Consider the following 21069-nt stretch of genomic DNA (forward strand, 5'->3'; position numbering starts at 1 on the left):
GCGAACCTTCGTGTGGTGTGGATCTTGGAGTCCTTATGGGACCTATTGAATTTACCGTGTCTGGACGGGGCCGGCATGCCCCGGCCCGTGAGAGCATGGTGGCAGTTTGATGGCTGGGAACGAGTTTTCCGTGGCGGTTTGCCGCGCGGATGCTGCTGCAGGAGGAATATTCGATGGACGTAGATGCCCTGGACGCGAAAATTGTCCGATTCTTCACGGATGCGCCCCGGGCGTCAGTGCTGGAAGCCTCCCGCGTCCTCAAGGTTGCCCGCGCCACAGTGCAGTCGCGGCTGGACCGGATGCAGGACAACGGTGTCATCGGTTCCTGGGTGCCGCAGCCGGATCCGGCGCATTTTGGCTTCCCGGTGGTGGCGTTCTGCTCCCTGACGATCAACCAGGACCTGGGGCATGACGCGGTGGTCGAGGCGCTCGCGGCGATCCCGGAACTGATCGAAATCCACACCGTCTCCGGCAGTTCAGACCTGATGGCCCGCATTGCGGCCCGCTCCAACCCGGACCTGCAGCGCGTACTGGATGCCATGATCGCCACCCGGACGGTGCTGCGCTCGTCCTCGGTGATTGTGCTCAACACCCACTTCCAGGGCCGCACCCTCCCGCTGCTGGAAGCCGCCGCCAACGAAGGGTGAGCAGGCCGGGGCCGGGCGCGTGCGCGGCGGTCACCATGTGAGCTGAAACATTTTGCGCCCAGCCCGGACAGTCGTATCATTAGTTCTAGTCAATTTGACTATAACTACTCCGGCGGTCGGGCCGGAACCATCCGGGCCGTCCCCTCAGAGGCCGGCCTGAAGCCTGAGAATGCGGGGTGAACCACCGTGTACACAACAGCAGCCAACGTCTCCGAACGCCAGACCGCGCCGCCGACGCTGGCCATCTCCACAGTGATCTTCGCCCTGCGCCCCAGTGAGCGTTCCGGACGCCCCACGCTGTGGATCCCGCTGGTGCGCCGGATCCGCGAACCGTTCAAGGGACTGTGGGCACTGCCCGGCGGCCCGCTGACCCATTCCGAATCCCTGCCGGACGCCGCCTCGCGGAACCTGCAGGAGACCACCGGACTGGCGCCCAGCTACCTCGAGCAGCTCTACGCTTTCGGCGGCCTGCACCGCTCACCCACCCAGCGCGTCGTTTCGATTGTCTACTGGGCGCTGGTACAGCCCACCGAGGCCGCGCTCGCGGACGAATCCGAAAACGTCAAATGGTTCCGGGCCGACCGGCTCGGCGACCTGGCCTTCGACCACAACGCGATCATCGACTACGCCCTCTGGCGGCTGCGCAACAAGATGGCCTACGGCTCCATCGCGTACCACCTGCTGGGCGAGTACTTCACCCTGGCCCAGGTCCGGGAGGTCTACGAAGCCGTCCTGGACCGAGAACTGGACCCGGCCAACTTCCGCCGGCAGGTCAAGGCCACGCCGGAGATCGAAGAAACCGACCAGTACCTGCAGGGCGGCAAACACCGCCCGCCCCGCCTCTACCGCTTTACCGGCCGCCCTGGCCTTGACCCAGACAACAGGAGCACACCATGAGCAGCGTCAACACGGCAATCCAGCTGATCACGCGCGAACAGGCCACCAGCAGTGCCAACGGCAGGGCAACAGCCTCCACCTGCAGTCCGGCGCTCGCCCGCGGCCCCTGGGACTACGATCTCGCCGAGGCCCTCGCCGGTGTGCCCGCCTACGGCCCGGGCGCGTCCTCCGCCGACGCCGCCCCGGCCTCGACCCCCCGGCAGGGCCAGCTCCCGGAGGAGTACAAGCTCGCCGGCGCCGCCGAACTCGACGCCCGGATCCGGGCCGCCAAAGCGGCGCTGGGGGACCGCGCCGTCGTCCTGGGCCACTTCTACCAGCGCGACGAAGTCATTGAATACGCCGACTTCGTGGGCGACTCCTTCCAGCTGGCCAACGCCGCGCTGACCCGCCCGGATGCCGAGGCGATCATCTTCTGCGGTGTGCACTTCATGGCCGAAACCGCGGACATCCTGTCCCGGCCCGACCAGGCCGTGATCCTGCCCAATCTCGCCGCGGGCTGCTCCATGGCGGACATGGCGGACATCGACTCCGTGACCGAGTGCTGGGAGCAGCTGGAGGAACTGTTCGGCACCGAGCCCGACGCCGACGGCCGGGTCCCGGTCATCCCGGTCACCTACATGAATTCCTCCGCCGCACTCAAGGGCTTCTGCGGCGAGCACGGCGGCATCGTCTGCACGTCCTCGAACGCCTCCACGGTGCTGGAATGGGCGTTCGAGCGCGGCCAGCGCGTGCTGTTCTTCCCGGACCAGCACCTGGGCCGCAACACCGCCAAGGCCATGGGTGTGCCGCTGGAGCAGATGCCCATGTGGAATCCGCGCAAGGACCTCGGCGGCAATGACGAACAGGCCCTGCTCGATTCCCGCGTGATCCTGTGGCACGGCTTCTGCTCGGTCCACAAGCGCTTCAACGTGGGCCAGATCGAGAAGGCGCGCGCCGAGTTCCCGGGCGTGCAGGTGATCGTGCACCCGGAATGCCCCATGGAGGTGGTGGACGCCGCCGATTCCGCGGGCTCCACGGACTTCATCAAGAAGGCCATCGCCGCCGCCACCGAACCCACCACGTTCGCGATCGGCACTGAGATCAACATGGTCAACCGGCTTGCCGCGGAATACCCGCAGCACACCATTTTCTGCCTGGACCCGGTGATCTGCCCCTGCTCCACGATGTACCGCATCCACCCGGGCTACCTCGCCTGGGTCCTGGAAGCGCTGGTCCGGGGCGAGGTGGTCAACCGGATCACGGTGGCGGACGACGTCGCAGCGCCGGCCAAGGTTGCCCTCGAGCGGATGCTGGCGGCGCGGCCGTGACCAGGCGGCTGGTAGTGGTCGGCAGCGGCATCGCCGGTCTGTACGCCGCGCTGCTGGCGTCCGACGCCGTCCAGGACGGCGGGCCGGCCTGCGAGGTGGTGCTCCTGAGCAAGGGAACCCTCGAGCAGAGCAACACCTTTTACGCCCAGGGCGGCGTCTCGGCCGTGCTCACGCCGGGAGAGGCCGCGCCGGGCGATTCCGTGGCGGCCCACATCGCCGACACCCTCGCCGCCGGCGCCGGGCTCAACGACCCCGAGGCCGTGCGGGTGCTGTGCACCGAGGCCGTCCGGGACATCGCAGGCCTGCAGCGGTTCGGCGTGCACTTCGACGCCGGACCCTCCGGAGGCCCGGCGCTCGGCCTCGAGGCGGCACATTCCGCCGCCCGCATCCTGCACGCCGGCGGGGACGCGACCGGCGCCCGCATCACCCGCGCCCTCGTCGCCGCCGTCGTGGAGCGGACAGTCAACGGCCGGCTGCGCGTCGAGACCGGCGCGTTCGCCACCGCGTTGCTCACCGAACTCCCCGAAACGGGCCCGGCGGCGGGCGCCAGGGTGACCGGCGTCGCCTACCTGGCCGACGGTGAACCCCGGCAGCTGGACGCCGACGCGGTGCTCCTGGCCACCGGCGGTGCCGGACGGCTGTTCGCCCGGACCAGCAATCCGTCCGTCGCCACCGCAGACGGGCTGGCCCTGGCGTGGCGGGCGGGCGCGTCCGTCCGGGACCTGGAGTTCTTCCAGTTCCACCCCACCACGCTGGCGGCGGCGGAGATCCCGGGCGGTCCGCCGGCGCTGCTCATTTCCGAGGCGGTCCGCGGCGAAGGCGCCGTCCTGCTGGACGCCGCCGGTTACCGCTTTTTGCCGGACTACCACCCGGACGCCGAACTCGCCCCGCGCGACGTCGTCTCCCGCAGCATTGCCCTGCACCTTGCGGCCACGGGCGCGCCGGCGGACAGCCCCGTCTTCCTGGACGCACGGGGGATCGAGACCGCCCGCGGGCCGGGCTTCCTGGCCCGGCGTTTCCCCACTATCGACGCGGCCACCCGCGCCGCCGGCTACGACTGGACCAGCCAAACGCTCCCGGTGTCCCCGGCAGCCCACTACTGGATGGGCGGCGTGTCCACCGACCTCTGGGGACGCACGTCCGTGCCGGGGCTGTACGCCGCCGGCGAAGTCGCGTGCACCGGAGCGCAGGGCGCCAACCGGCTGGCCAGCAATTCACTGCTGGAGGGGCTGGTCTTCGGGCGCCGCGCCGTGGAGGCGTTCCTGGCTGGCTACCCGTCGCACGACGGCACCTCAGCCCCGCATGAAGCCCCGTCGCACGACCGCGCTGCTCCGCGTGCGCCCCACCATCGCCCTAACCTCGCAAGCTCGGCCAGGGAACCCGGATCGTGTGGGCCCACGGCCGAGGGCGGCCTCCCCTTGACGCACGCTTCCGCAGCGCTGTCGCGCGACGTCGCAGGGAAAGGAACTCCACCGGCGGCCCCCGAGGTTGGTGTTGCGGCGACTGAGGCTGGTCCCATCCCGTTCAGCCGCGAGGCTCTGCGGCGGTTGATGACTGCGGACGCCGGGGTGTTGCGCAGCGGGGAACAACTGCGGGAGGCGGAGGCCACCCTTGCGGCCTGGGCCGCCGTCGTACGCCCCGGGATCGTGACGGACGCAGCGAATCAGGGGGAGCACGAGGACCGGAACCTGCTGCTCGCCGCGCAGCTGCTGGTGGCCGCGGCCCGGCAGCGGGCCGGCTCCGTCGGCGCCCATTACCGTGCGGACGCAGACCCCGCCGCCACTGTCCCCGCCGTGCTCGCCGCGCCCGCCCGCTCCACCCCGCCGGCCGGCACGTACGGCCACCGCCACGCCGCCCTCTCACGTCCGAAACAAAGGATCTCCTCATGACAGCACCCGCCGCAGCCCGCCCCACCGTCTCCCCGGTAGCCGCGCTCGCCGGAACCCTGCCCGCCGCCGCAGTGGACGCCGTGCTGCGGGCCGCCCTGCTGGAGGACGCCCCCTACGGCGACATCACCTCGCAGACACTCATCCCCGCGGACGCGCGGGCGACGGCGGTCCTGGCCGCCCGCGTCCCCGGCGTGCTCAGCGGCGGGGAGGTGTTCGCCGCGGCGATGAAGCTTACGGACCCCGGGGCCGACGTCGAACTCCTCGTGGCCGACGGTGCCGCCTTTGCCGCCGGAACGGCGCTCGCGAGGGTCAACGGGAACGCCCGCGCCGTGCTGCTCGCCGAGCGCGTAGCACTCAACCTCGTGCAGAGGATGAGCGCGATCGCCACCAAGACGGCGGAGTTCGTCGCCCTCGTGGACGGCACCGGCGCGCGCATCACCGACACGCGGAAGACGACGCCGGGCCTGCGCGTGCTCGAACGGTACGCCGTCCGCTGCGGCGGCGGCGCCAACCACCGCTTCGGACTCTCCGACGCCGTGCTGGCCAAGGACAACCACCTGGCCGTCCTGACCGGGGGAGACCCGGCGAAACTCACCGCCGTGCTGCGGGAGGCCAAAGCGCGGCTGGGGCACACCACCCACTTTGAGGTGGAAGTGGACAACATGGACCAGATCGAACCGGTGCTGGCGGCCGGGTTGGACACCATCATGCTGGACAACTTCACGCTGGCTGACCTCGCCGCCGGGGTCGCCCTGGTGGGCGGCCGCGCCCGGGTCGAGGCCAGTGGGAACGTCAACCTGGCCACAGTGGCCGGCATCGCCGCCACCGGCGTGGACGTCATCTCAATCGGCGGACTCACTCACAGCGTCGCGGCGCTGGACCTGGGCCTCGACCTTGAGCTGGGCCTCGACAGCGAACGGAACAGCGAACGGAACAGCGAACAGACCGCGGGCCAGGCGGCGCCATGATCTTCCTCGACGCCGCGGCCACCACACCGGTCCGCCGCGAGGTGCTCGAAGCGATGTGGCCGTACCTCAGCGGGGACTTCGGCAACCCCTCGAGCCACCATTCGCTCGGCGACTCGGCTGCCGCGGCGCTCGCCGGGGCACGGGCAGCGACGGCCGCGGCGCTGGGCTGCCGAGCGGGCGAGGTGGTCTTCACCTCCGGGGGCACGGAGGCGGACAACCTGGCCGTCAAAGGCATTGCACTGGCCCGGCGCGCGGCGGACCCGCGGCTGGACCGGGTGGTGATCAGCGCCGTCGAACATCCCGCGGTGGAGGAGTCCGCCCGCTACCTGGAACGGGTGCACGGCTTCGCCGTCGACGTGGTGCCTGTCGACTCCTATGGACGCGTTACCGAAGTGGCCCTTGCCGCCGCGCTCCGGCCGGAGACCGCGCTGGTCAGCATTATGTACGCCAACAATGAGGTGGGCACCGTCCAGCCGATAGCCCGGCTGGCGTCGCTGGCCCGCGCGCAGGGCATTCCGTTCCACATCGACGCGGTGCAGGCCGCCGGGTGGCTGCCGCTCGACACCGCAGCACTGGGCGTGGACGCCCTGAGCATTTCCGGCCACAAACTCGGCGCCCCGAAAGGAAGCGGTGCCCTCTTCGTTCGGAGCCGGACCCGGCTGGAACCCGTGATCCATGGCGGCGGGCAGGAACGCGGTCGCCGGTCGGGGACCGAGAACGTGGCCGGTGCCGTGGCCCTCGCGACGGCGCTCACGCTCGCCCGGACCTCGCAGGGGGAACGTGCGGCGCACGTCGCCGTCCTGCGTGATGACTTCATCCGCTCGGTGCTGGCCGGCGTTACCGGCGCGGCGCTCACCGGCCATCCGGGCGAGCGGCTGCCCTCCGTGGCGTCGTTCTGCTTCCCGGGGACCAGCGGCGAATCCGTTCTGCTGGAACTCGAACGGCTGGGGGTCATCTGCTCCAGCGGTTCGGCCTGCGCGGCGCGCTCGGACGAGCCGTCCCCGGTGCTGCTGGCGATGGGTATAGCCACAGAGGCCGCCCAGACCGCGGTCCGCTTCAGCTTCGACTCCACGATCACGGCCGCCGAGCTGCAGGAGGCGGCGGCCGCGGTCCGCACCGCCGTCGGCAGTGTCCAGGCCCTCGGCACGCCCTGACCCCGGGTTGCCCTGTCACTTAATGCTGCTCCGGGGCCCGCAGAGGGACGATTTCTGACAGCGCAAACCGGGTTTTAGCGGTGACGGGCGCGGCGGAAGATCCAGTGCCGCAGCAGCGTAAACCGCACCGCCGTGGCCGCGAAGCCGGAGAGCGTGGTGGTCCAGAGCTCGTCGGCCACCGTGGCGTCGGGGTTGATCCAGTGCAGGACGCCGAGGCTGGCGCCGGTGATCAGCAGCGCTACAAGGATCACGATCAGCCCGTTGAGGTGGTCGCGCTTGAGCCGGTGCCGGTCGGTGATCTTGAAGGTCAGCCGCCGGTTCAGCGCCGTGTTCATCAGCGACGTGAGGATGAGGGCTGCCGCGTTGGCCGGCTGCGAGCCGAGATACGGCCGGAGGAAGGCGTACAGCGCCAGCGACGTTGCCGTGCAGACAATCCCGACGGCGGTGAACCTCAGCAGTTGCCGGACCAGGGGGTAGCGCAGGACGCCGCGGTGCCGGCGGCGGACCGGAGAGCCGGCAGGGGCAGGGTGGACGGCGACGGCGGGGGCGGGCGCAGGGGAGCGCTGCTCGAGCTGGGCATCCATCCGCTCAGTACAGTTCGCCGACGGGGATTTCCACGGCGAGGCGGTTCGACGGGCCGGCGAGGGGACATGCCCACGCCTCGTTGTACGCACAGGAGGCGTTGTAGGCGAAGTTGAAGTCCACCACGAACTCGGCGTCCGGGCCGGATCCCTGCACGCCGTGGAAGGCGCCCTTGATGGTGTCCAGCAGGTAGCGGCCCGCACCGTAGGTACCCCCGGGCTGCCCGGCCGTCGCATCGCGGAACGGAACAAAAATGCCGCCGCCGTAGCCGTGGAGCTTCCACACGGCGAGCTGGCCCATCTCCGGCAGATCGAACGTACCCAGCCGGACAAAACGGACCAGGCCGTCGGTCCCGGTCTCCACGTTCATTTCCCGCCCGGCACCCTCGCCCGTCAGCGGAATGTGGAAGCGGTAGATCGGGTCGTAGTCCGCCGTTTTCAGCCCGCCGAAGGTGGACTTGGCAGCCGCCGTGAGGGGCGACGCGGGGTGGGTGCCGAACATCCGGTCCCGCTCCTGGCGCCAGTATGAATGCGCCTCGGCCGGATCCTCTGCCGCCAACTTCCGCACGTTGGCGTAGAGCGCGAAGGTCCGGAGCCGCCAGTCCGCGATGTCGACGGCGGAGATGCCCGCCACGCTGTCCTGGGCTCCGAAATCCGTGGAGCCAAAATCCTGATCCGCCATGTCCCCAGCGTATCCCGCTTTCCCGCCGGAGAATCGCGCCGCCGAAGTCCGGCCAAGGGTCCGGCCCGGCCGTAGACTTTCGCGCATGCAGACCACCACTGCGCGGGCCGTCGGCCGCGCCGCCGCCGCCCTGGCCGAACTGGTGCGGTTCCGCACCGTGTCCTCCCGGACTGCCAGCGAGGTGGACACCGGCGAGTTCGAAGCATTCATCGCCGCGCTGGCCCGGCTGTATCCCGCCGTCCACGCTGGCCTGGACCTCGAACGCGTCAACGGCCAGGCCCTGCTGTACCGCTGGCCGGGAACCGGTCCGGACCCTGCTGCGCGTCCGTCCGTGCTGATGGCCCATTACGACGTCGTCCCCGCCGGCGATCCGGAAGCGTGGACCCGGCCGCCGTTTTCGGGGCACAACGACGGCACCTATCTGTGGGGCCGCGGCACCCTCGATGACAAAGGCCAGCTGGTCGCCGTCATGGAGGCGGCCGAATCCCTGCTCGAAGCAGGGTTCGCCCCCGCCCATGACCTCTACTTCTCCTTCGGCAACAACGAGGAGACCGCCGGGGCCAGCGCGGCCGCCGCGGCGGAACTGCTGGCGGGGCGTGGAGTGAGGCCCTGGCTGGTGCTGGACGAGGGCGGCGCCGTGGCCGGCGGGGCGTTCCCCGGCGTGACCCGGCCGGCCGCCGTCGTCGGCGTGGCCGAAAAGGGGATCCTGGACGTGGAGCTGCTGACCCGGGACGCCGGCGGCCACGCTTCCACACCTCCCCGGATGGGCGCGACGGCGCGGCTGGCGCGCGCCATCACGCGGATCGAACGCCGCCCTTTCCCGCAGTCGCTGCCGGACGTGACCGTTGAGATGCTCCGGCGTTTCGGCCCGCACGCCCCGGCGCCGCTGCGGGCCGTGTTCGCCAGGTTGTCGCTGTTCCGCGCCCCGGTGACCCTGCTCTTCGGCCGGATGGGGGGCGAGACCAACGCCATGACCCGCACCACCGTAGCTATCACCACGCTGGAGGGCAGCACGGGGGCCAACGTCCTGGCCGCCACCGCCCGGGCGAACGCCAACATCCGGGTGGCCGTTGGGGAAACCGTCGAGGGGACCGTGGAGCGGCTGCGGAAGATCATCCGTGACCCCAGGGTGGAGCTGCGCGTGGTGGAAGGCAGCGACCCCTCCCCGGTGTCGCCGCACTCCGGGGCGCCATGGGACCTGCTGGAGGGCTGCATCACCGGAGTGTTCCCGGAGGCGCTCGTCACCCCGTACATCATGATGGGCGGCACGGATTCTCGCCGTTTCACCGGGATCTGCGGCGCCGTGTACCGCTTCGCCCCGTTCTCCATGGACGCCGAGGCGCGGGGCTCCATCCACGCCGTCGACGAGAAGATCGCGCTGGAGACGCTGGAGCGCGGCGTCAGCTTCTACGAAACGCTGATCCGGGAACTCTGAGCGGCCCCAAGTCCCGCTACGCTGGCACCATGACAGGGACGGACACCTTCCGGCGGGCCTCGGCCCGCCGCCTCCGAATCACCGCCGCGCTGGCGCTCGCCGCGGCCGCACTGTCGGGCTGCAGCAGCGACACAAAGGGCACCCCCGCCTGGACGGCCGGCAGCAGCCCGGGCGCAAGCGGGGCACCCTCGGCGGAACCGTCCGTGGGCGGCACCACCCCGGCCGCCTCGCCCGGATCCACCGCCCCCGGCTCAGCGGACGCCGGCTCGACGGCGTCGGCCTGGAAGGTTTTCACCGATCCGGCGAAGAACGTCAGTTTCGAGCTGCCGCAGGAATGGATCGCCCAGTCGGTGGCCCCAGCGGAGGGAACTATGCCCGGCGCTCTCAAGATTGAGGTCAAGGACGCCGACGGCGGCTACCTCGCCACCCTGCAGACCGGACTTCCGCCGCAGCCCGCCGCGGCCTGCGCGGACGACGCCGCGAAACCGTACGTCGTGGTCAGCAGCGTCCCGGTCGACCTGCCGCATCGCGGCGGGGAAGGCACCATAGACCCGCGTGTGGTTTTCCGGGTGACCCAGGGCTACAAGTATTTCGGGTCCTACGGCATCACCAACATCGTCGGTGGCACGGAAGGAAAGGCCTGCACGCTGCAGAACCTGGTGCGCGGCCCCGAGGGCAAGGGCGACTACTCCTTTGGTGACCTGACGGAGCTGAAGGCCTTTGCCCCCGACCAGAAGGTTGCCCCCGCCAAGGCGTTCGACACCCTCGACCAGGCAGCCAAATACGTCAACGAAGGCTCGCAATTCGCCAACGTCCAGCGGATGCTAATGTCTCTGAAGATCAAAAACTAGTCCGCACCGCCCGCACCGCCCGCACCCGGCCGGCCGACGGCGGCGGCGACGCCACCAGCCGTACCCTCACACCCCGGAGATACATGCAGCGCTCTGTAGCCGCCCGCCTGGCCTTCAAGACCGTGGCCGACACCAAGGTCGCCCTGGCCGTGTCCGTGGCTCGAAACCCCGGCTACAGCAGCTTCCTGGAGTCGCTGTCAGTGACGGCCGGCGGCGAGGATGTCCCGCTCACCGAGCTCTCCGACCACCACGGCGGTCGCTTCCACTACATGGAATTCGCTGAACCCACCGAGGTGCTCGTGGACTACGCGGCGAACGTTTCGGGGTTCGCGCTGCCGGAGGAACCACGGCTGATGGAACTCATCCGCTACGTCCGGCCCAGCCGCTATGCCGAGTCCGACCGGCTCCTGCCCACGGCCTACGCGGAATTCGGCGGACTGCAGGGCGAAGAGCTCGTCAACGCGGTGCGCAACTGGGTCTTCAGCGAGCTCCGCTACATCAGCGGATCCTCACGCGGGACCGACGGCGCCGTCGAGACGCTGCTGCACCGGCGCGGGGTCTGCCGCGACTTCGCCCACCTGGCCGTCTCGCTGCTGCGCGCCAAAAACGTTCCGGCCAGGCTTGCTGCCGTGTATGCCCCCGGACTGAGCCCTATGGACTTCCACGCGGTGGCCGAGGCCCACCTCGACGGTGCCTGGCACGTCATCGATCCCACGGGCCTGGCCCCGCGGGAGAGCATGCTGCGGATCACCGCCGGCCGGGATTCGTCGGATACCGCGTTCCTGTCGACCGTTGGCGGCAGCCTGTCGCTGACCCAGCTCCAGGTGACTGCCGTCGTCGACGGCGAACTGCCGGACGAGGATCCGGCGAAGCTCGTCACCCTCCACTAGGGTTTTCCGCTGGACAAGCTGCGCTCCCGATTGGGCATGATCACGGCTGGACGCGCTGGCGGTAGTGGCGCGGGGTCTCGCCTGCGTCGTTGAGGAAATGCCGGTTGAAATTGGACAAGTTCGAGAAGCCCACCTCGTAGCAAATGTCGGAAATGGCTTTGTCGCTGTGCTCCAGCAGGCGGCGCGCATGGGCGAGCCGAAGTTTGCGGACCAGGTCACTGAAGTTCTGGCCGGTGGCACGTTTGAAGTACTTCGAAAATGTCGGCTCCGACATTCCCACCAGCGCAGCGGCACCGGACATTTTGACGCTGCCGGCATGGTTGCTGAAGACGTACTCCAAGACAAGGTCCACCACGGCCGCGGCTTGGCTGTCCAGCTGCGGCCGGAACCATTCGTCGGCCAGATAGCGCCGGTCCTCCTGCGGCGCACGGGCAAGTATCGCCAACAGTTCGAAAAGATGGTGCAGCCGCTCCAGCCCAGTGGACGTACCCATCGCGTTGATGGCGGCGGCGGCAGCCTCGGCTGACGGCCCCAGGAACTCGATGCCGCGGGAGGACTGTTCCAGCAGGGGCCGGATCTCGGCCATTTCCGGAATGATTGATGCCGCCTGTTCAACCCATTTGCCGTCGAACTGGATGAGGGCGTCCCTGCCCTCGAGGATTTCCCCGGGCTCCAGGTCGCTGACCCAGTCGTGCGGCAGCCCCGACCCCACCAGTGCCACGTGTCCGGCCTCAAACGTGCCGATGTGGTCTCCCACGATGAACTTCCCGGTGCCCTTCCGGATCAGGTGCAGTTCGTATTCGGGATGGTAGTTCCAGCGTGCCACCGGACTGGGATAGTCGTGCTCATGCCACCGGACCGAATGGTTTGGGTCTTCCGGGATGACCTCACGGTTGGCGCGCATCCCCAGTAGCCGTTCTGCAAGCCTGGCCGCCGCACTGTCAATGGGGCCTGAGCCGGCGCCGGGGTCGGCTGCGTTCATCGTGGTTCTCCCTGCCTTCGGGTTATGAAATATGGACGGGCTCCGGGCCGCCTGCTCCCAGAGTAGCGCCTGCGCGGGCACCGCTCGGGAAAATTAGTATCAGAAAATGGCAACCATGGCGCTAGTTGTGCCCTGTCCCACAGGCCTAATCTTGAGGAACATCAGCGCGGCACCCCGGCTGCAAAGCCCGGTCCCGCATTCGGCGCCGCACCCCGACACAGCAGTCGGAGTGCAGGGCGCATTGCATCCCCCGAAGAACAAAGGAGTCCTTAATGCGCGCAAAAACACGCGTCGCCGCGTTGGCCGCAGGTGCCCTGTGCGTGGCGCTCAGCGCCTCGGCCTGTGCCGGTGCCGGCGGAGGAAATTCCGCTGGCGACCCGAACGCCATCAATGTCCTGATGGTGAACAACCCCCAGATGGAGGACCTGCAGCGGCTCACGGCCGATAACTTCACCAAGGAGACCGGCATCCGGGTCAACTACACCGTCCTGCCGGAAAACGACGTCCGTGCCAAGATCAGCCAGGAATTCTCGAGCCAGGCGGGCCAGTACGACGTGGCGTCGCTGTCCAACTACGAGATCCCGTTCTACTCCGCCAACGGCTGGCTGGCTCCTCTGGACCATGTGGCCGCGGATGCCGGGTTCGACCAGGCGGACATCCTGCCGGCCTACACGGCGTCGCTGACCGGCAAGGACGGCAAGCTCTACGGCGAACCGTTCTACGGGGAATCCTCCTTCCTGATGTACCGGAAGGACATCTTCGAGGAGAAGGGCCTGATCATGCCGGAGAAACCCACCTGGGACGAGGTCGCCGCCCTGGCCGCCCGGGTGGACGGCGCGGCCCCGGGCATGAAGGGGATCTGTCTGCGCGGCCAGCCTGGCTGGGGCCAGGTCTTCGCACCGTTGACGACTGTGGTGAACACCTTCGGCGGAACCTGGTTCGACAAGGACTGGAACGCACAGGTCAACAGCCCCGAATTCACCGCGGCGGTCGAGTTCTACACAAAGCTGGTCCGGGAACATGGTCCGGCGGGGGCCGCCCAGGCCGGGTTCACCGAGTGTCTGAACAACATGAGCCAGGGCAAGGTTGCCATGTGGTACGACGCCACCTCCGCGGCCGGCGCCCTGGAAGCCGAGGCCTCCCCGGTGAAGGGCAAGATCGGCTACGCCCAGGCCCCGGTGGAGGAAACCAAGTCCTCGGGCTGGCTGTGGACCTGGTCCTGGGCTGTGCAGGCGGCCTCCAAGAAGCAGGATGCCGCCGGGAAGTTCATCGCCTGGGCGAGCTCGAGGGAGTACGAGGAACTGGTTGCGTCCAAGCTCGGCTGGTCCAAGGTCCCGTCCGGCAAGCGCATCTCTACTTATGAGAACACCGAGTTCCAGCAGGCAGCACCGTTCTTCAAGGCCGAACGTTTCGCCATTGAGAACGCCGATCCAAAGAACCCCGGCGTCCAGCCGCGTCCGGCCGTGGGCATCCAGTTTGTCGGGATTCCCGAGTTCGCCGCCCTTGGCACCAGGGTCTCCCAGGGTGTCAGCTCCGCAATCGCCGGCCAGGGTACTGTCGCCGACGCGGTGGCCAAAGGCCAGGAAGCCGCACAAAAAGTCGGCGACAAGTACAAGAAGTAACAACCCAACCGCAGGAGAACATCATGACAAACGCAACGGCGCGCGTCTCCCGGCACGGGAGCAGCACAGCCAAACCTTCCAGGGACACCAAGGCGCGGGAACGGGCTGTGGCCTGGGTGCGGCGTGCACCGCTGCTGCCGGCCCTGATCTTCCTCATCATCGTCACCCAGCTCCCGTTCGTGGGGACCCTGGCCATCTCGTTCATGAACTGGAACAGCATGAGCCCGGACACCACCGGGTTTGCCGGGTTCGAGAACTACGTCCAGGTTCTCACCGACCCCTACTTTCAGCAGGCGATCATTACCACCATCGTCATGACCGTCTCGGTGGTCCTGGCCAGCCTGCTCCTCGGCCTCGGACTCGCTCTGCTCCTGGACAAAAAGTTCATCGGCCGCGGACTGGCCAGGACCCTGCTGATCGCACCCTTCCTCGTGGTGCCGGTGGCTGCGGCGCTCATCTGGAAGCACGCCATCCTCAACCCCGTCTACGGCCTGATCAACGGCACCCTCACCTGGGTCTGGTCACTGTTCGGCAGCGACAACCCGCCGCAGACTGACCTGCTGACCTCGGCGCCCCTGCTGGCCATCATCATCTCCCTGGTCTGGCAGTGGACCCCATTCATGATGCTCATCCTGCTCGCCGGCCTGCAGTCCCGTCCCATGGACACGGTCGAGGCCGCCCAAATGGACGGCGCCACTCCCTGGGCGATCTTCCACCACCTCACCCTGCCGCACCTGCGGCAGTACCTCGAACTCGGCGGGCTGCTCGGAGCCATCTACATCGTGCAGAATTTCGATGCCGTCTTCACCCTCACGTCGGGCGGCCTGGGCACGGCCAACCTGCCTTACGCCATTTACGAGACGTTCTACTACGCCAACGAATATGGGCTGGCGTCCGCCGCCGGCGTCGTGGTGGTCATCGGCACCATCATCGTGGCGACCTTCGCACTCCGCACCGTATTCTCGCTCTTCAAGAAGGAGGCAGCACGATGAGCACGCTCACCCCCACCGAGCCCCGGGCATCTGTCACGGGCCCCGCCCGCCCCACGGGTTCCCGGCGCCGTCGCAAGTCCCGAATGGATCCCACCCGGAACAACACGGCTGCCGGGGTCGCGGCCTGGCTGCTGGCCCTGATGTTCGCGGTACCGGTGCTCTGGATGATCCTGACGTCCTTCCACTCGGAGGCGGACGCCGCGACCAACCCGCCCTCCATCTTCGCCCCCCTGACGCTGGACGCCTACCAGGAGTTCTTCGGGGCAACATCCGGGGTCAGCCCGTGGCCGTCCCTGATCAACTCCGCCACCGCCTCGATCTTCTCCACCATCTTGGTGCTGCTGCTGGCCATCCCCGCCGCCTACGCGCTGTCCATCCGGCCGGTGAAGAAGTGGACCGACGTGATGTTCTTTTTCCTCTCCACGAAGATGATGCCCGTCGTTGCCGCGGTCCTGCCGCTCTACCTCGTCGCCAAGAACATCGGCGCGCTGGACAACATCTGGTTCCTGGTCCTGATGTATGTGTCGATGAACCTGCCCATCGCCGTGTGGATGATGCGCTCCTTCCTCGACGAAGTGCCGGTCGAAATGCTGGAGGCCGCCCAGATTGACGGTGCCGGCCTGCTGCTGACGCTCCGCAAGGTGGTCGCCCCCGTGGCGATGCCCGGCATTGCCGCAACCGCCCTGATCTGCTTCATTTTCAGCTGGAACGAATTGCTCCTGGCCCGGGTCCTCACCGGAGTCGTGGCCGGCACCGCCCCGGTCTTCCTCACCGGCTTCGTGTCAGGCCAGGGCCTGTTCCTCGCCAAGGTCTGCGCGGCCGCCGTCGTGGTCTCCCTGCCGGTGCTCTTCGCTGGCTTCGCCGCCCAGGACAAGCTCGTCCAGGGACTCTCCCTCGGCGCCGTCAAATAGCCAGCCCCCGCTTCTTCGATTCGTCCAGCATAAGGAATTCTTCGATGACAACCTCAACCGCACAGCCCCGCACCCCCGGACACCCGGAGGTCCCCGCCACGATGCGCGCCGCCGTCCTCAAACGCCAGGGCGAGATGGCTCTGGAAAACCTGGCCGTCCCGGACCTTGACGCGGACCAGGTCCTCGTCCAGGTCGCTGCCGTCGGCGTCTGCGGCAGCGACGTCCACTACTACGAGCACGGCCGGATCGGCGACTACGTCGTGGACCACCCGCTGATCCTCGGCCACGAGCTCTCCGGCCGGATCGCCGCCGTCGGCAGCGCCGTGGACACCGCCCGCATCGGCCAGCGGGTCGCCGTCGAACCCCAGCGGCCCTGCCGCACCTGCAAGCAGTGCAAAGCCGGCCGGTACAACCTGTGCCCCGACATCGAGTTCTACGCCACCCCGCCGATCGACGGCGCCTTCGCCGAATACGTCACCATCCAGAGCGACTTCGCCTACGACATCCCGGACAACGTCAGTGACGAGGCCGCAGCCCTCATCGAACCGCTCTCCGTCGGGCTCTGGGCCTGCGAACGCGCCCAGATCAAGCCCGGAAGCCGGGTCCTGATCGCGGGGGCCGGCCCCATCGGCATCATCGCCGCCCAGGCCGCCCGGGCATTCGGCGCCACCGAAATCTACATTTCGGACATCGCCGCGGACCGGTTGGCGTTTGCCCTCGAACACGGTGCCACCCATGCCCTGAACGCCAGGACGGACAGTGCTGAAGGGCTCGACGTCGATGCGTTCATCGACGCGTCCGGCGCCCCGCAGGCCGTCCGCTCCGGAATCAAGGCCGTTGGACCGGCCGGCCGGGTCATCCTGGTGGGGCTCGGGGCCGACGACGTCGAACTCCCCGTCTCGTATATCCAGAACCGGGAGATTTGGCTCTCTGGAGTATTCCGCTATACGAACACGTGGCCGCTGGCCATCCAGCTGATCGCGGACGGGAAGGTGGACCTGGACATCCTGGTCACCGGAAGGTTCGACCTCGCCGACTCCGAAGACGCGCTCAAAGCCGGCAGACAGGCCGGCCAGCTCAAAGCCGTCGTGTACCCGGGCCGCTAACGAACTCCACCCACTGCCAGGAAGCAGCCATGCCAGCACATGAATTGAGGGTGGTCGTTATCGGCGAGTCCCTAGTGGACATCATCAGCGACCCCCGCCGGCCTGAGGCGGTCCAGGTCCACCCGGGCGGCAGCCCCCTCAACGTGGCGGTGGGGGCTGCCCGCCTGGGCCTGCGGACGAGCCTGGTGACCCACTATGCCGATGACCGGCACGGCCTCCTGATCGAAGAACACCTGACTACAAACCGGGTCCAGGTGATCAACGGCGGAACCACGCCGACGTCGACGGCGCTCGCCACGCTGGGTCCCGACGGTGCCGCCGACTACACCTTTTCCATCAGCTGGGAAATCAACGGGAACGCCCTGCCTGCCCTGGCCGCCGTCGAAGGTTCCACCCACGTCCACACAGGATCGATTGCTGCTGTGCTGCCGCCGGGGGATCGGGGCACGCTCGCCCTCGTGCAGGCGGCCCGCGAGCACGCGACCGTCAGTTACGATCCCAACTGCCGGCCGGGCATCAGCCCCGATGCGGCCGTGGCGCGCCAGAAGGCTGAACTCTTCGTAGCGGCGAGCGACGTCGTCAAAGCCAGCGACGAAGACCTTAACTGGCTCTACCCGGACCGGACCCCGGAGGAAACCCTGGAAGCCTGGCTGGCGCTTGGCCCGGCGGTCGTAGCAGTGACGCGGGGTGCCGCGGGGCCGGTCATCCTGTCTCGGAACGGGCGGGTGGAGATGGTGGCCGAATCCACCACCGTGGCGGATACCGTGGGCGCCGGCGACTCCTTTATGGCAGGCCTCATCGCCGGACTCGCCCAACTGGGCGCCCTCGGGGCGGAGGGAGGCAGAACACGGCTGTGCAGCCTGACACCTGAGGACTTGAAGGCCTTGGTTGCTTATGCCAACCGCGCGGCAGCGATCACCTGCTCCAGGCGGGGTGCCAATCCGCCACGGAAGGACGAACTGGGTCCGTTGACGTGGCCTTCGACGGGCGGGGGTTCCAGGCCGGAACATCAGCGGCGGCACAGCTGACGCAGCTAGTGGGCGTGGAGGTAATCAGCGTTGAGGCACCCGAGGAAGCCGCGGCTCAGCGTGCCGCCACGGAGGCCCGCAGCTTCTCCGTCAGACGCAGCAGCTCCTGCTGCTCGGCCACGGTCAGCGCCGGAACCACCAGGGCGGCGATGTCCCGGACGTGCTCCCGGCCGATCTGCTTCTGCAGCTCCCAGCCCGCCTCGGTGAGCCTGACCAGGACGCCGCGCCCGTCGTCGGGGGAAGGCATCCGCTCCACCAGGCCGCGCTTTTCAAGCCGCTCCACCAGCCGGCTCAGGCTGGACTGGCTCAGCAGCACGTGGTCGTTGAGCTCGTTCTGACGGAGCCAGCCGGACGGACAGCGCGACAGCGTAAACAGCACGTCGTACTCGTTGATGGCAAGGCCCTTGAAGGCCGGGCCGGCCTGCAGCCTGCGCATCACCGCCACCTGGGCGCGGAACAGGGATTCCCAGGTTTCCGCGGCCAGGCGCACCGGTGATTCGGTCTTCGCGGACATCACGCGCTCGTAGTGCCGGCGGGGCCGGCGGATTCGCTGACGGACTGCGCGGCTGCGGCGAGTGAGGCTGCCACGCGTCCGGCGTGGGTGGGCGGTTCGGGGACGTGGGCGGGGGTCTTGTCGGCGTATTCCTTGCGGAGGACCGGCAGGACCTCTTCGCCGAACAGGTCCAGCTGCTCCAGCACGGTCTTCAGCGGCAGGCCGGCGTGATCGATCAGGAACAGCTGGCGCTGGTAGTCGCCGAAGTACTCGCGGAAGGTCAGGGTCTTTTCAATGACTTCCTGCGGGCTGCCGACGGTCAGCGGGGTCTGTGACGTGAAGTCCTCCAGCGACGGGCCGTGGCCGTAGACCGGGGCGTTGTCGAAGTAGGGGCGGAACTCCTTGACGGCGTCCTGCGAGTTCTTCCGCATGAAGAACTGGCCGCCGAGGCCCACAATGGCCTGGTCTGCCTTGCCGTGGCCGTAGTGCTCGTAGCGCTCGCGGTAGAGGCCGATCAGCTGCTGGTAGTGCTCCTTGGGCCAGAAGATGTTGTTCGCGAAGAAGCCGTCGCCGTAGTACGCGGCAACTTCGGCGATCTGAGGCGTGCGGATGGAGCCGTGCCAGACGAAGGGGGCGACGCCGTCGAGCGGGCGCGGGGTGGACGTGAAGTTCTGCAGCGGCGTGCGGTGCTTGCCGGACCAGTTGACCGTGTCCTCGTCCCAGAGCCGGCGCAGCAGGGAGTAGTTCTCGATCGCGAGTTCGATCCCGTCCTGGATGTTCTTGCCGAACCAGGGATAGACGGGGGCGGTGTTGCCCCGGCCCAGGACCAGGTCCACGCGTCCGTCCGAGAGGTGCTGGAGCATGGCGAAATCCTCGGCGATCTTCACCGGGTCATTCGTGGTGATCAGCGTGGTGGCCGTGGACAGGATGATGCGCTCCGTCTGGGCGGCGATGTAGGCCAGGGTGGTGGTGGGGGAGGAGGAGAAGAAGGGCCGGTTGTGGTGCTCGCCGATGGCGTAGACATCCATGCCGATTTCCTCGACCTTTTTGGCGATCGCCACGGACGCCTTGATGCGTTCGTGCTCCGTCGGGGTGCGGCCCGTGGTGGGGTCGGTGGTGATGTCGCTGACGCTGAATACGCCGATCTGCATGATGTGCCTTTCCGTGGCCGGAGACTTCCGGGAGCTGTTCCTACTATAACCGATTTACATGCATTTGCATCTATCGACCGGTACAACGCCCGCCACGGCCAAATATTCCCTTGGCTGTGCGGGGCGGGCCGGAGGCCACCAAATGAGGGACGGGAGCCGTTGCCACCCGGGCAAAGTCTTCCTCTGGAACGGTCTGGACGTTATCTTCGGGTATGGAGGATGTCCACATGATGAAAAGGCCCGGAACGGCTGCGGCCGCAGCCATCTTGCTCGCAATCAGTCTTGTGCTCTCTGGCTGCACTGCCTCGCGGCTGAATCCTGCCGGTGGTGCGGATCCGAGGGCGTTGCTGGCGGAGTTCAGCGGCCGGGGCATGATGGGCCATCTTGAGGCGCTGCAGCGGATTGCCGATGACAACGGCGGGAACCGCGCGGCGGGCACGTCCGGCTATGAGGCATCCGGCCGGTATGTTGAGGAGCAACTGCGCGCCGCCGGGTACACCCCGGTCCGGCAGACGTTCACGTACCGGGGTGACGGCAGGAACCGGAAGCAGGTGGAGAGTTTCAACATCCTGGCCGACACCGGCGGCAGTGCCGATCACACCGTGGTGGTGGGCGGGCACCTGGACTCCGTGGAAGAAGGCCCCGGGATCAACGACAACGGCAGCGGCGTCGCGGCCATCCTTGAGACGGCGAAGTGGATGAAGGAGAACGGGATCAGCCCGGCGAACCGGGTTCGGTTTGCGTTCTGGGGCGCCGAGGAGAATGACCTCGACGGTTCCCGGCATTACGTCAACGAGCTGAGCAAGGCCGAGAAGGACCAGACGGCGGCCTACCTGAACGTGGACATGGCAGCCTCGCCGAACGGTGTACGGTCCTTCCACGACGGCGACGGATCGGAGGTCGGGGATGCCGGGCCGAAGGGCTCCCAGGAGATCGAGGAGGTCTTTTTCCGGTTCTTCGAAAGCAACTCGCTGCCGGCGGAAACAACGCCCTTTGAGGACGGCGACTCCGATTACGACCCGTTCCTCAGGGCAGGCATTCCCGGCGGCGGGCTGTTCACCGGCGAGGAGGGGAAAAAGACCAAAGCCCAGGTGCAGGCCTACGGCGGGGTGGCCGGCAAGGTCCTCGATTCCTGCTACCACAAGGCCTGCGACACCACCAGCAACGCCAACGCCGACCTGCTCAAGGAAATGTCCGCCGCAATGGCCTATGCCACCGCCACCTACGCCCTGGCCCCACCCGGCTGACATCCAGCTCCAGCAGAACGGTTACAGCACCACGCCGCTTCGGCGGGCCCTCGTCGGTCTCGGCCCGGCTCACCCAGGTCCGCAGTGCCTCGGGATTCACGCCGAGCCGCTCGCCGATCCGGCGGAACGCACCGGTCCTGGTCGCAGGGTCTTTCCTTGCATCAATGGCCATGCGCATTGCGCGCTCACGCAGCTCATTTGGGTACTTCCGTTGTGCTGGCGCGGGAATCATCCTT

The 21069-nt window shown here is 68.2% G+C and carries 21 protein-coding genes; 15 read left to right on the forward strand and 6 right to left on the reverse strand.

The window, feature by feature from the left end:
* The first annotated feature begins 173 nt into the window (after positions 1 to 173).
* From AC1DC5_RS14540 to AC1DC5_RS14565, 6 genes are all read left to right on the forward strand, one after another.
* Positions 174 to 647 (forward strand): Lrp/AsnC family transcriptional regulator, encoded by a 474-nt coding sequence (locus tag AC1DC5_RS14540; protein WP_441406734.1) that lies wholly within the window; start codon positions 174 to 176, stop codon positions 645 to 647.
* A gap of 186 nt (positions 648 to 833) precedes the next feature.
* A complete protein-coding gene (locus tag AC1DC5_RS14545; protein WP_476865613.1) occupies positions 834 to 1544 on the forward strand; it encodes an NUDIX hydrolase in 711 nt (236 codons plus the stop codon).
* Positions 1541 to 2851 carry a quinolinate synthase NadA gene (nadA, locus tag AC1DC5_RS14550; protein ID WP_476865614.1) on the forward strand — a complete coding sequence of 437 codons (1311 nt, stop codon included), beginning with the start codon at positions 1541 to 1543 and terminating at the stop codon, positions 2849 to 2851. Before AC1DC5_RS14545 ends, nadA begins: the two co-directional genes overlap by 4 nt.
* The gene (locus AC1DC5_RS14555; protein WP_476865615.1) at positions 2848 to 4740 is read left to right on the forward strand and encodes an L-aspartate oxidase; all 1893 of its coding nucleotides are present in this window, start codon (positions 2848 to 2850) and stop codon (positions 4738 to 4740) included. Before nadA ends, AC1DC5_RS14555 begins: the two co-directional genes overlap by 4 nt.
* Complete coding sequence (gene nadC, locus AC1DC5_RS14560; RefSeq protein ID WP_476865616.1) at positions 4737 to 5708, forward strand: carboxylating nicotinate-nucleotide diphosphorylase; 972 nt, start codon at positions 4737 to 4739, stop codon at positions 5706 to 5708. The genes AC1DC5_RS14555 and nadC overlap by 4 nt, the downstream gene beginning before the upstream one ends.
* Entirely contained in the window at positions 5705 to 6862 is a 1158-nt protein-coding gene (locus AC1DC5_RS14565) for a cysteine desulfurase family protein (RefSeq protein ID WP_476865617.1), read from the forward strand. Before nadC ends, AC1DC5_RS14565 begins: the two co-directional genes overlap by 4 nt.
* A 74-nt stretch (positions 6863 to 6936) precedes the next feature.
* Here the strand turns inward: AC1DC5_RS14565 and AC1DC5_RS14570 are convergent, their stop codons facing one another.
* Positions 6937 to 7446, reverse strand: a complete 510-nt coding sequence (locus tag AC1DC5_RS14570; protein WP_476865618.1) for a GtrA family protein — start codon at positions 7444 to 7446, stop codon at positions 6937 to 6939.
* 4 nt (positions 7447 to 7450) lie between these two features.
* The gene (locus AC1DC5_RS14575; RefSeq protein ID WP_476865619.1) at positions 7451 to 8125 is read right to left on the reverse strand and encodes a DUF1684 domain-containing protein; all 675 of its coding nucleotides are present in this window, start codon (positions 8123 to 8125) and stop codon (positions 7451 to 7453) included.
* Between the two features lie 85 nt (positions 8126 to 8210).
* Here AC1DC5_RS14575 and AC1DC5_RS14580 point away from each other — a divergent pair, with 85 nt between their 5' ends.
* The 3 genes from AC1DC5_RS14580 to AC1DC5_RS14590 all read left to right on the forward strand — a co-directional run bounded on the left by AC1DC5_RS14580 (position 8211) and on the right by AC1DC5_RS14590 (position 11301).
* Positions 8211 to 9560 carry a M20/M25/M40 family metallo-hydrolase gene (locus AC1DC5_RS14580; protein WP_476865620.1) on the forward strand — a complete coding sequence of 450 codons (1350 nt, stop codon included), beginning with the start codon at positions 8211 to 8213 and terminating at the stop codon, positions 9558 to 9560.
* Positions 9561 to 9589: 29 nt separating this feature from the next.
* Positions 9590 to 10411, forward strand: a complete 822-nt coding sequence (locus AC1DC5_RS14585; protein ID WP_441406743.1) for a hypothetical protein — start codon at positions 9590 to 9592, stop codon at positions 10409 to 10411.
* 83 nt (positions 10412 to 10494) lie between these two features.
* Positions 10495 to 11301, forward strand: coding sequence for a transglutaminase-like domain-containing protein (locus tag AC1DC5_RS14590; protein ID WP_476865621.1), 807 nt, complete (start codon positions 10495 to 10497; stop codon positions 11299 to 11301).
* A gap of 40 nt (positions 11302 to 11341) precedes the next feature.
* Here AC1DC5_RS14590 and AC1DC5_RS14595 read toward each other — a convergent pair whose 3' ends face one another.
* Positions 11342 to 12283: an AraC family transcriptional regulator gene (locus AC1DC5_RS14595; protein WP_441406745.1), complete on the reverse strand. Its 942-nt coding sequence runs from the start codon at positions 12281 to 12283 to the stop codon at positions 11342 to 11344.
* A 272-nt stretch (positions 12284 to 12555) separates the two neighbouring features.
* Between AC1DC5_RS14595 and AC1DC5_RS14600 the strand changes: the two genes are divergently transcribed.
* The 5 genes from AC1DC5_RS14600 to AC1DC5_RS14620 are packed head-to-tail and all read left to right on the forward strand — an operon-like array spanning position 12556 to position 17942.
* Positions 12556 to 13905 carry an ABC transporter substrate-binding protein gene (locus tag AC1DC5_RS14600; RefSeq protein WP_441406746.1) on the forward strand — a complete coding sequence of 450 codons (1350 nt, stop codon included), beginning with the start codon at positions 12556 to 12558 and terminating at the stop codon, positions 13903 to 13905.
* A gap of 23 nt (positions 13906 to 13928) precedes the next feature.
* Positions 13929 to 14897, forward strand: a complete 969-nt coding sequence (locus tag AC1DC5_RS14605; protein WP_441406747.1) for a carbohydrate ABC transporter permease — start codon at positions 13929 to 13931, stop codon at positions 14895 to 14897.
* Complete coding sequence (locus AC1DC5_RS14610) at positions 14894 to 15808, forward strand: carbohydrate ABC transporter permease (protein ID WP_441406748.1); 915 nt, start codon at positions 14894 to 14896, stop codon at positions 15806 to 15808. The genes AC1DC5_RS14605 and AC1DC5_RS14610 overlap by 4 nt, the downstream gene beginning before the upstream one ends.
* Positions 15809 to 15852: 44 nt before the next feature.
* Positions 15853 to 16914: an NAD(P)-dependent alcohol dehydrogenase gene (locus AC1DC5_RS14615; RefSeq protein ID WP_441406749.1), complete on the forward strand. Its 1062-nt coding sequence runs from the start codon at positions 15853 to 15855 to the stop codon at positions 16912 to 16914.
* Positions 16915 to 16943: 29 nt separating this feature from the next.
* Positions 16944 to 17942: a carbohydrate kinase family protein gene (locus tag AC1DC5_RS14620; RefSeq protein ID WP_476865622.1), complete on the forward strand. Its 999-nt coding sequence runs from the start codon at positions 16944 to 16946 to the stop codon at positions 17940 to 17942.
* A gap of 55 nt (positions 17943 to 17997) precedes the next feature.
* Here the strand turns inward: AC1DC5_RS14620 and AC1DC5_RS14625 are convergent, their stop codons facing one another.
* Both AC1DC5_RS14625 and AC1DC5_RS14630 read right to left on the reverse strand, forming a co-directional pair.
* Positions 17998 to 18456: a MarR family winged helix-turn-helix transcriptional regulator gene (locus tag AC1DC5_RS14625; protein WP_441406751.1), complete on the reverse strand. Its 459-nt coding sequence runs from the start codon at positions 18454 to 18456 to the stop codon at positions 17998 to 18000.
* Entirely contained in the window at positions 18456 to 19586 is a 1131-nt protein-coding gene (locus AC1DC5_RS14630) for an LLM class flavin-dependent oxidoreductase (RefSeq protein WP_476865623.1), read from the reverse strand. Before AC1DC5_RS14630 ends, AC1DC5_RS14625 begins: the two co-directional genes overlap by 1 nt.
* Before the next feature lie 227 nt (positions 19587 to 19813).
* Between AC1DC5_RS14630 and AC1DC5_RS14635 the strand changes: the two genes are divergently transcribed.
* Positions 19814 to 20833: a M20/M25/M40 family metallo-hydrolase gene (locus tag AC1DC5_RS14635; protein ID WP_476865624.1), complete on the forward strand. Its 1020-nt coding sequence runs from the start codon at positions 19814 to 19816 to the stop codon at positions 20831 to 20833.
* On the opposite strand, the gene AC1DC5_RS14640 is transcribed toward AC1DC5_RS14635, so the two are convergent.
* Positions 20769 to 21065: a transposase gene (locus tag AC1DC5_RS14640; RefSeq protein WP_476865625.1), complete on the reverse strand. Its 297-nt coding sequence runs from the start codon at positions 21063 to 21065 to the stop codon at positions 20769 to 20771. The two genes, AC1DC5_RS14635 and AC1DC5_RS14640, sit on opposite strands and share 65 nt — an antisense overlap.
* Positions 21066 to 21069: the final 4 nt, after the last annotated feature.

The organism is Arthrobacter sp. 10L424 (genome assembly GCF_056395325.1).

What these genes read in the sequence shown, in the direction of transcription:
- AC1DC5_RS14540 (WP_441406734.1), top strand. Translation starts at nt 174, where the DNA reads ATGGACGTAGATGCCCTGGACGCGAAAATTGTCCGATTCTTCACGGAT.
- nadA (WP_476865614.1), top strand. Translation starts at nt 1,541, where the DNA reads ATGAGCAGCGTCAACACGGCAATCCAGCTGATCACGCGCGAACAGGCC.
- nadC (WP_476865616.1), top strand. Translation starts at nt 4,737, where the DNA reads ATGACAGCACCCGCCGCAGCCCGCCCCACCGTCTCCCCGGTAGCCGCG.
- AC1DC5_RS14565 (WP_476865617.1), top strand. Translation starts at nt 5,705, where the DNA reads ATGATCTTCCTCGACGCCGCGGCCACCACACCGGTCCGCCGCGAGGTG.
- AC1DC5_RS14570 (WP_476865618.1), bottom strand. Translation starts at nt 7,446, where the DNA reads ATGGATGCCCAGCTCGAGCAGCGCTCCCCTGCGCCCGCCCCCGCCGTC.
- AC1DC5_RS14575 (WP_476865619.1), bottom strand. Translation starts at nt 8,125, where the DNA reads ATGGCGGATCAGGATTTTGGCTCCACGGATTTCGGAGCCCAGGACAGC.
- AC1DC5_RS14580 (WP_476865620.1), top strand. Translation starts at nt 8,211, where the DNA reads ATGCAGACCACCACTGCGCGGGCCGTCGGCCGCGCCGCCGCCGCCCTG.
- AC1DC5_RS14585 (WP_441406743.1), top strand. Translation starts at nt 9,590, where the DNA reads ATGACAGGGACGGACACCTTCCGGCGGGCCTCGGCCCGCCGCCTCCGA.
- AC1DC5_RS14590 (WP_476865621.1), top strand. Translation starts at nt 10,495, where the DNA reads ATGCAGCGCTCTGTAGCCGCCCGCCTGGCCTTCAAGACCGTGGCCGAC.
- AC1DC5_RS14595 (WP_441406745.1), bottom strand. Translation starts at nt 12,283, where the DNA reads ATGAACGCAGCCGACCCCGGCGCCGGCTCAGGCCCCATTGACAGTGCG.
- AC1DC5_RS14600 (WP_441406746.1), top strand. Translation starts at nt 12,556, where the DNA reads ATGCGCGCAAAAACACGCGTCGCCGCGTTGGCCGCAGGTGCCCTGTGC.
- AC1DC5_RS14605 (WP_441406747.1), top strand. Translation starts at nt 13,929, where the DNA reads ATGACAAACGCAACGGCGCGCGTCTCCCGGCACGGGAGCAGCACAGCC.
- AC1DC5_RS14610 (WP_441406748.1), top strand. Translation starts at nt 14,894, where the DNA reads ATGAGCACGCTCACCCCCACCGAGCCCCGGGCATCTGTCACGGGCCCC.
- AC1DC5_RS14615 (WP_441406749.1), top strand. Translation starts at nt 15,853, where the DNA reads ATGACAACCTCAACCGCACAGCCCCGCACCCCCGGACACCCGGAGGTC.
- AC1DC5_RS14620 (WP_476865622.1), top strand. Translation starts at nt 16,944, where the DNA reads ATGCCAGCACATGAATTGAGGGTGGTCGTTATCGGCGAGTCCCTAGTG.
- AC1DC5_RS14625 (WP_441406751.1), bottom strand. Translation starts at nt 18,456, where the DNA reads ATGTCCGCGAAGACCGAATCACCGGTGCGCCTGGCCGCGGAAACCTGG.
- AC1DC5_RS14630 (WP_476865623.1), bottom strand. Translation starts at nt 19,586, where the DNA reads ATGCAGATCGGCGTATTCAGCGTCAGCGACATCACCACCGACCCCACC.
- AC1DC5_RS14635 (WP_476865624.1), top strand. Translation starts at nt 19,814, where the DNA reads ATGATGAAAAGGCCCGGAACGGCTGCGGCCGCAGCCATCTTGCTCGCA.
- AC1DC5_RS14640 (WP_476865625.1), bottom strand. Translation starts at nt 21,065, where the DNA reads ATGATTCCCGCGCCAGCACAACGGAAGTACCCAAATGAGCTGCGTGAG.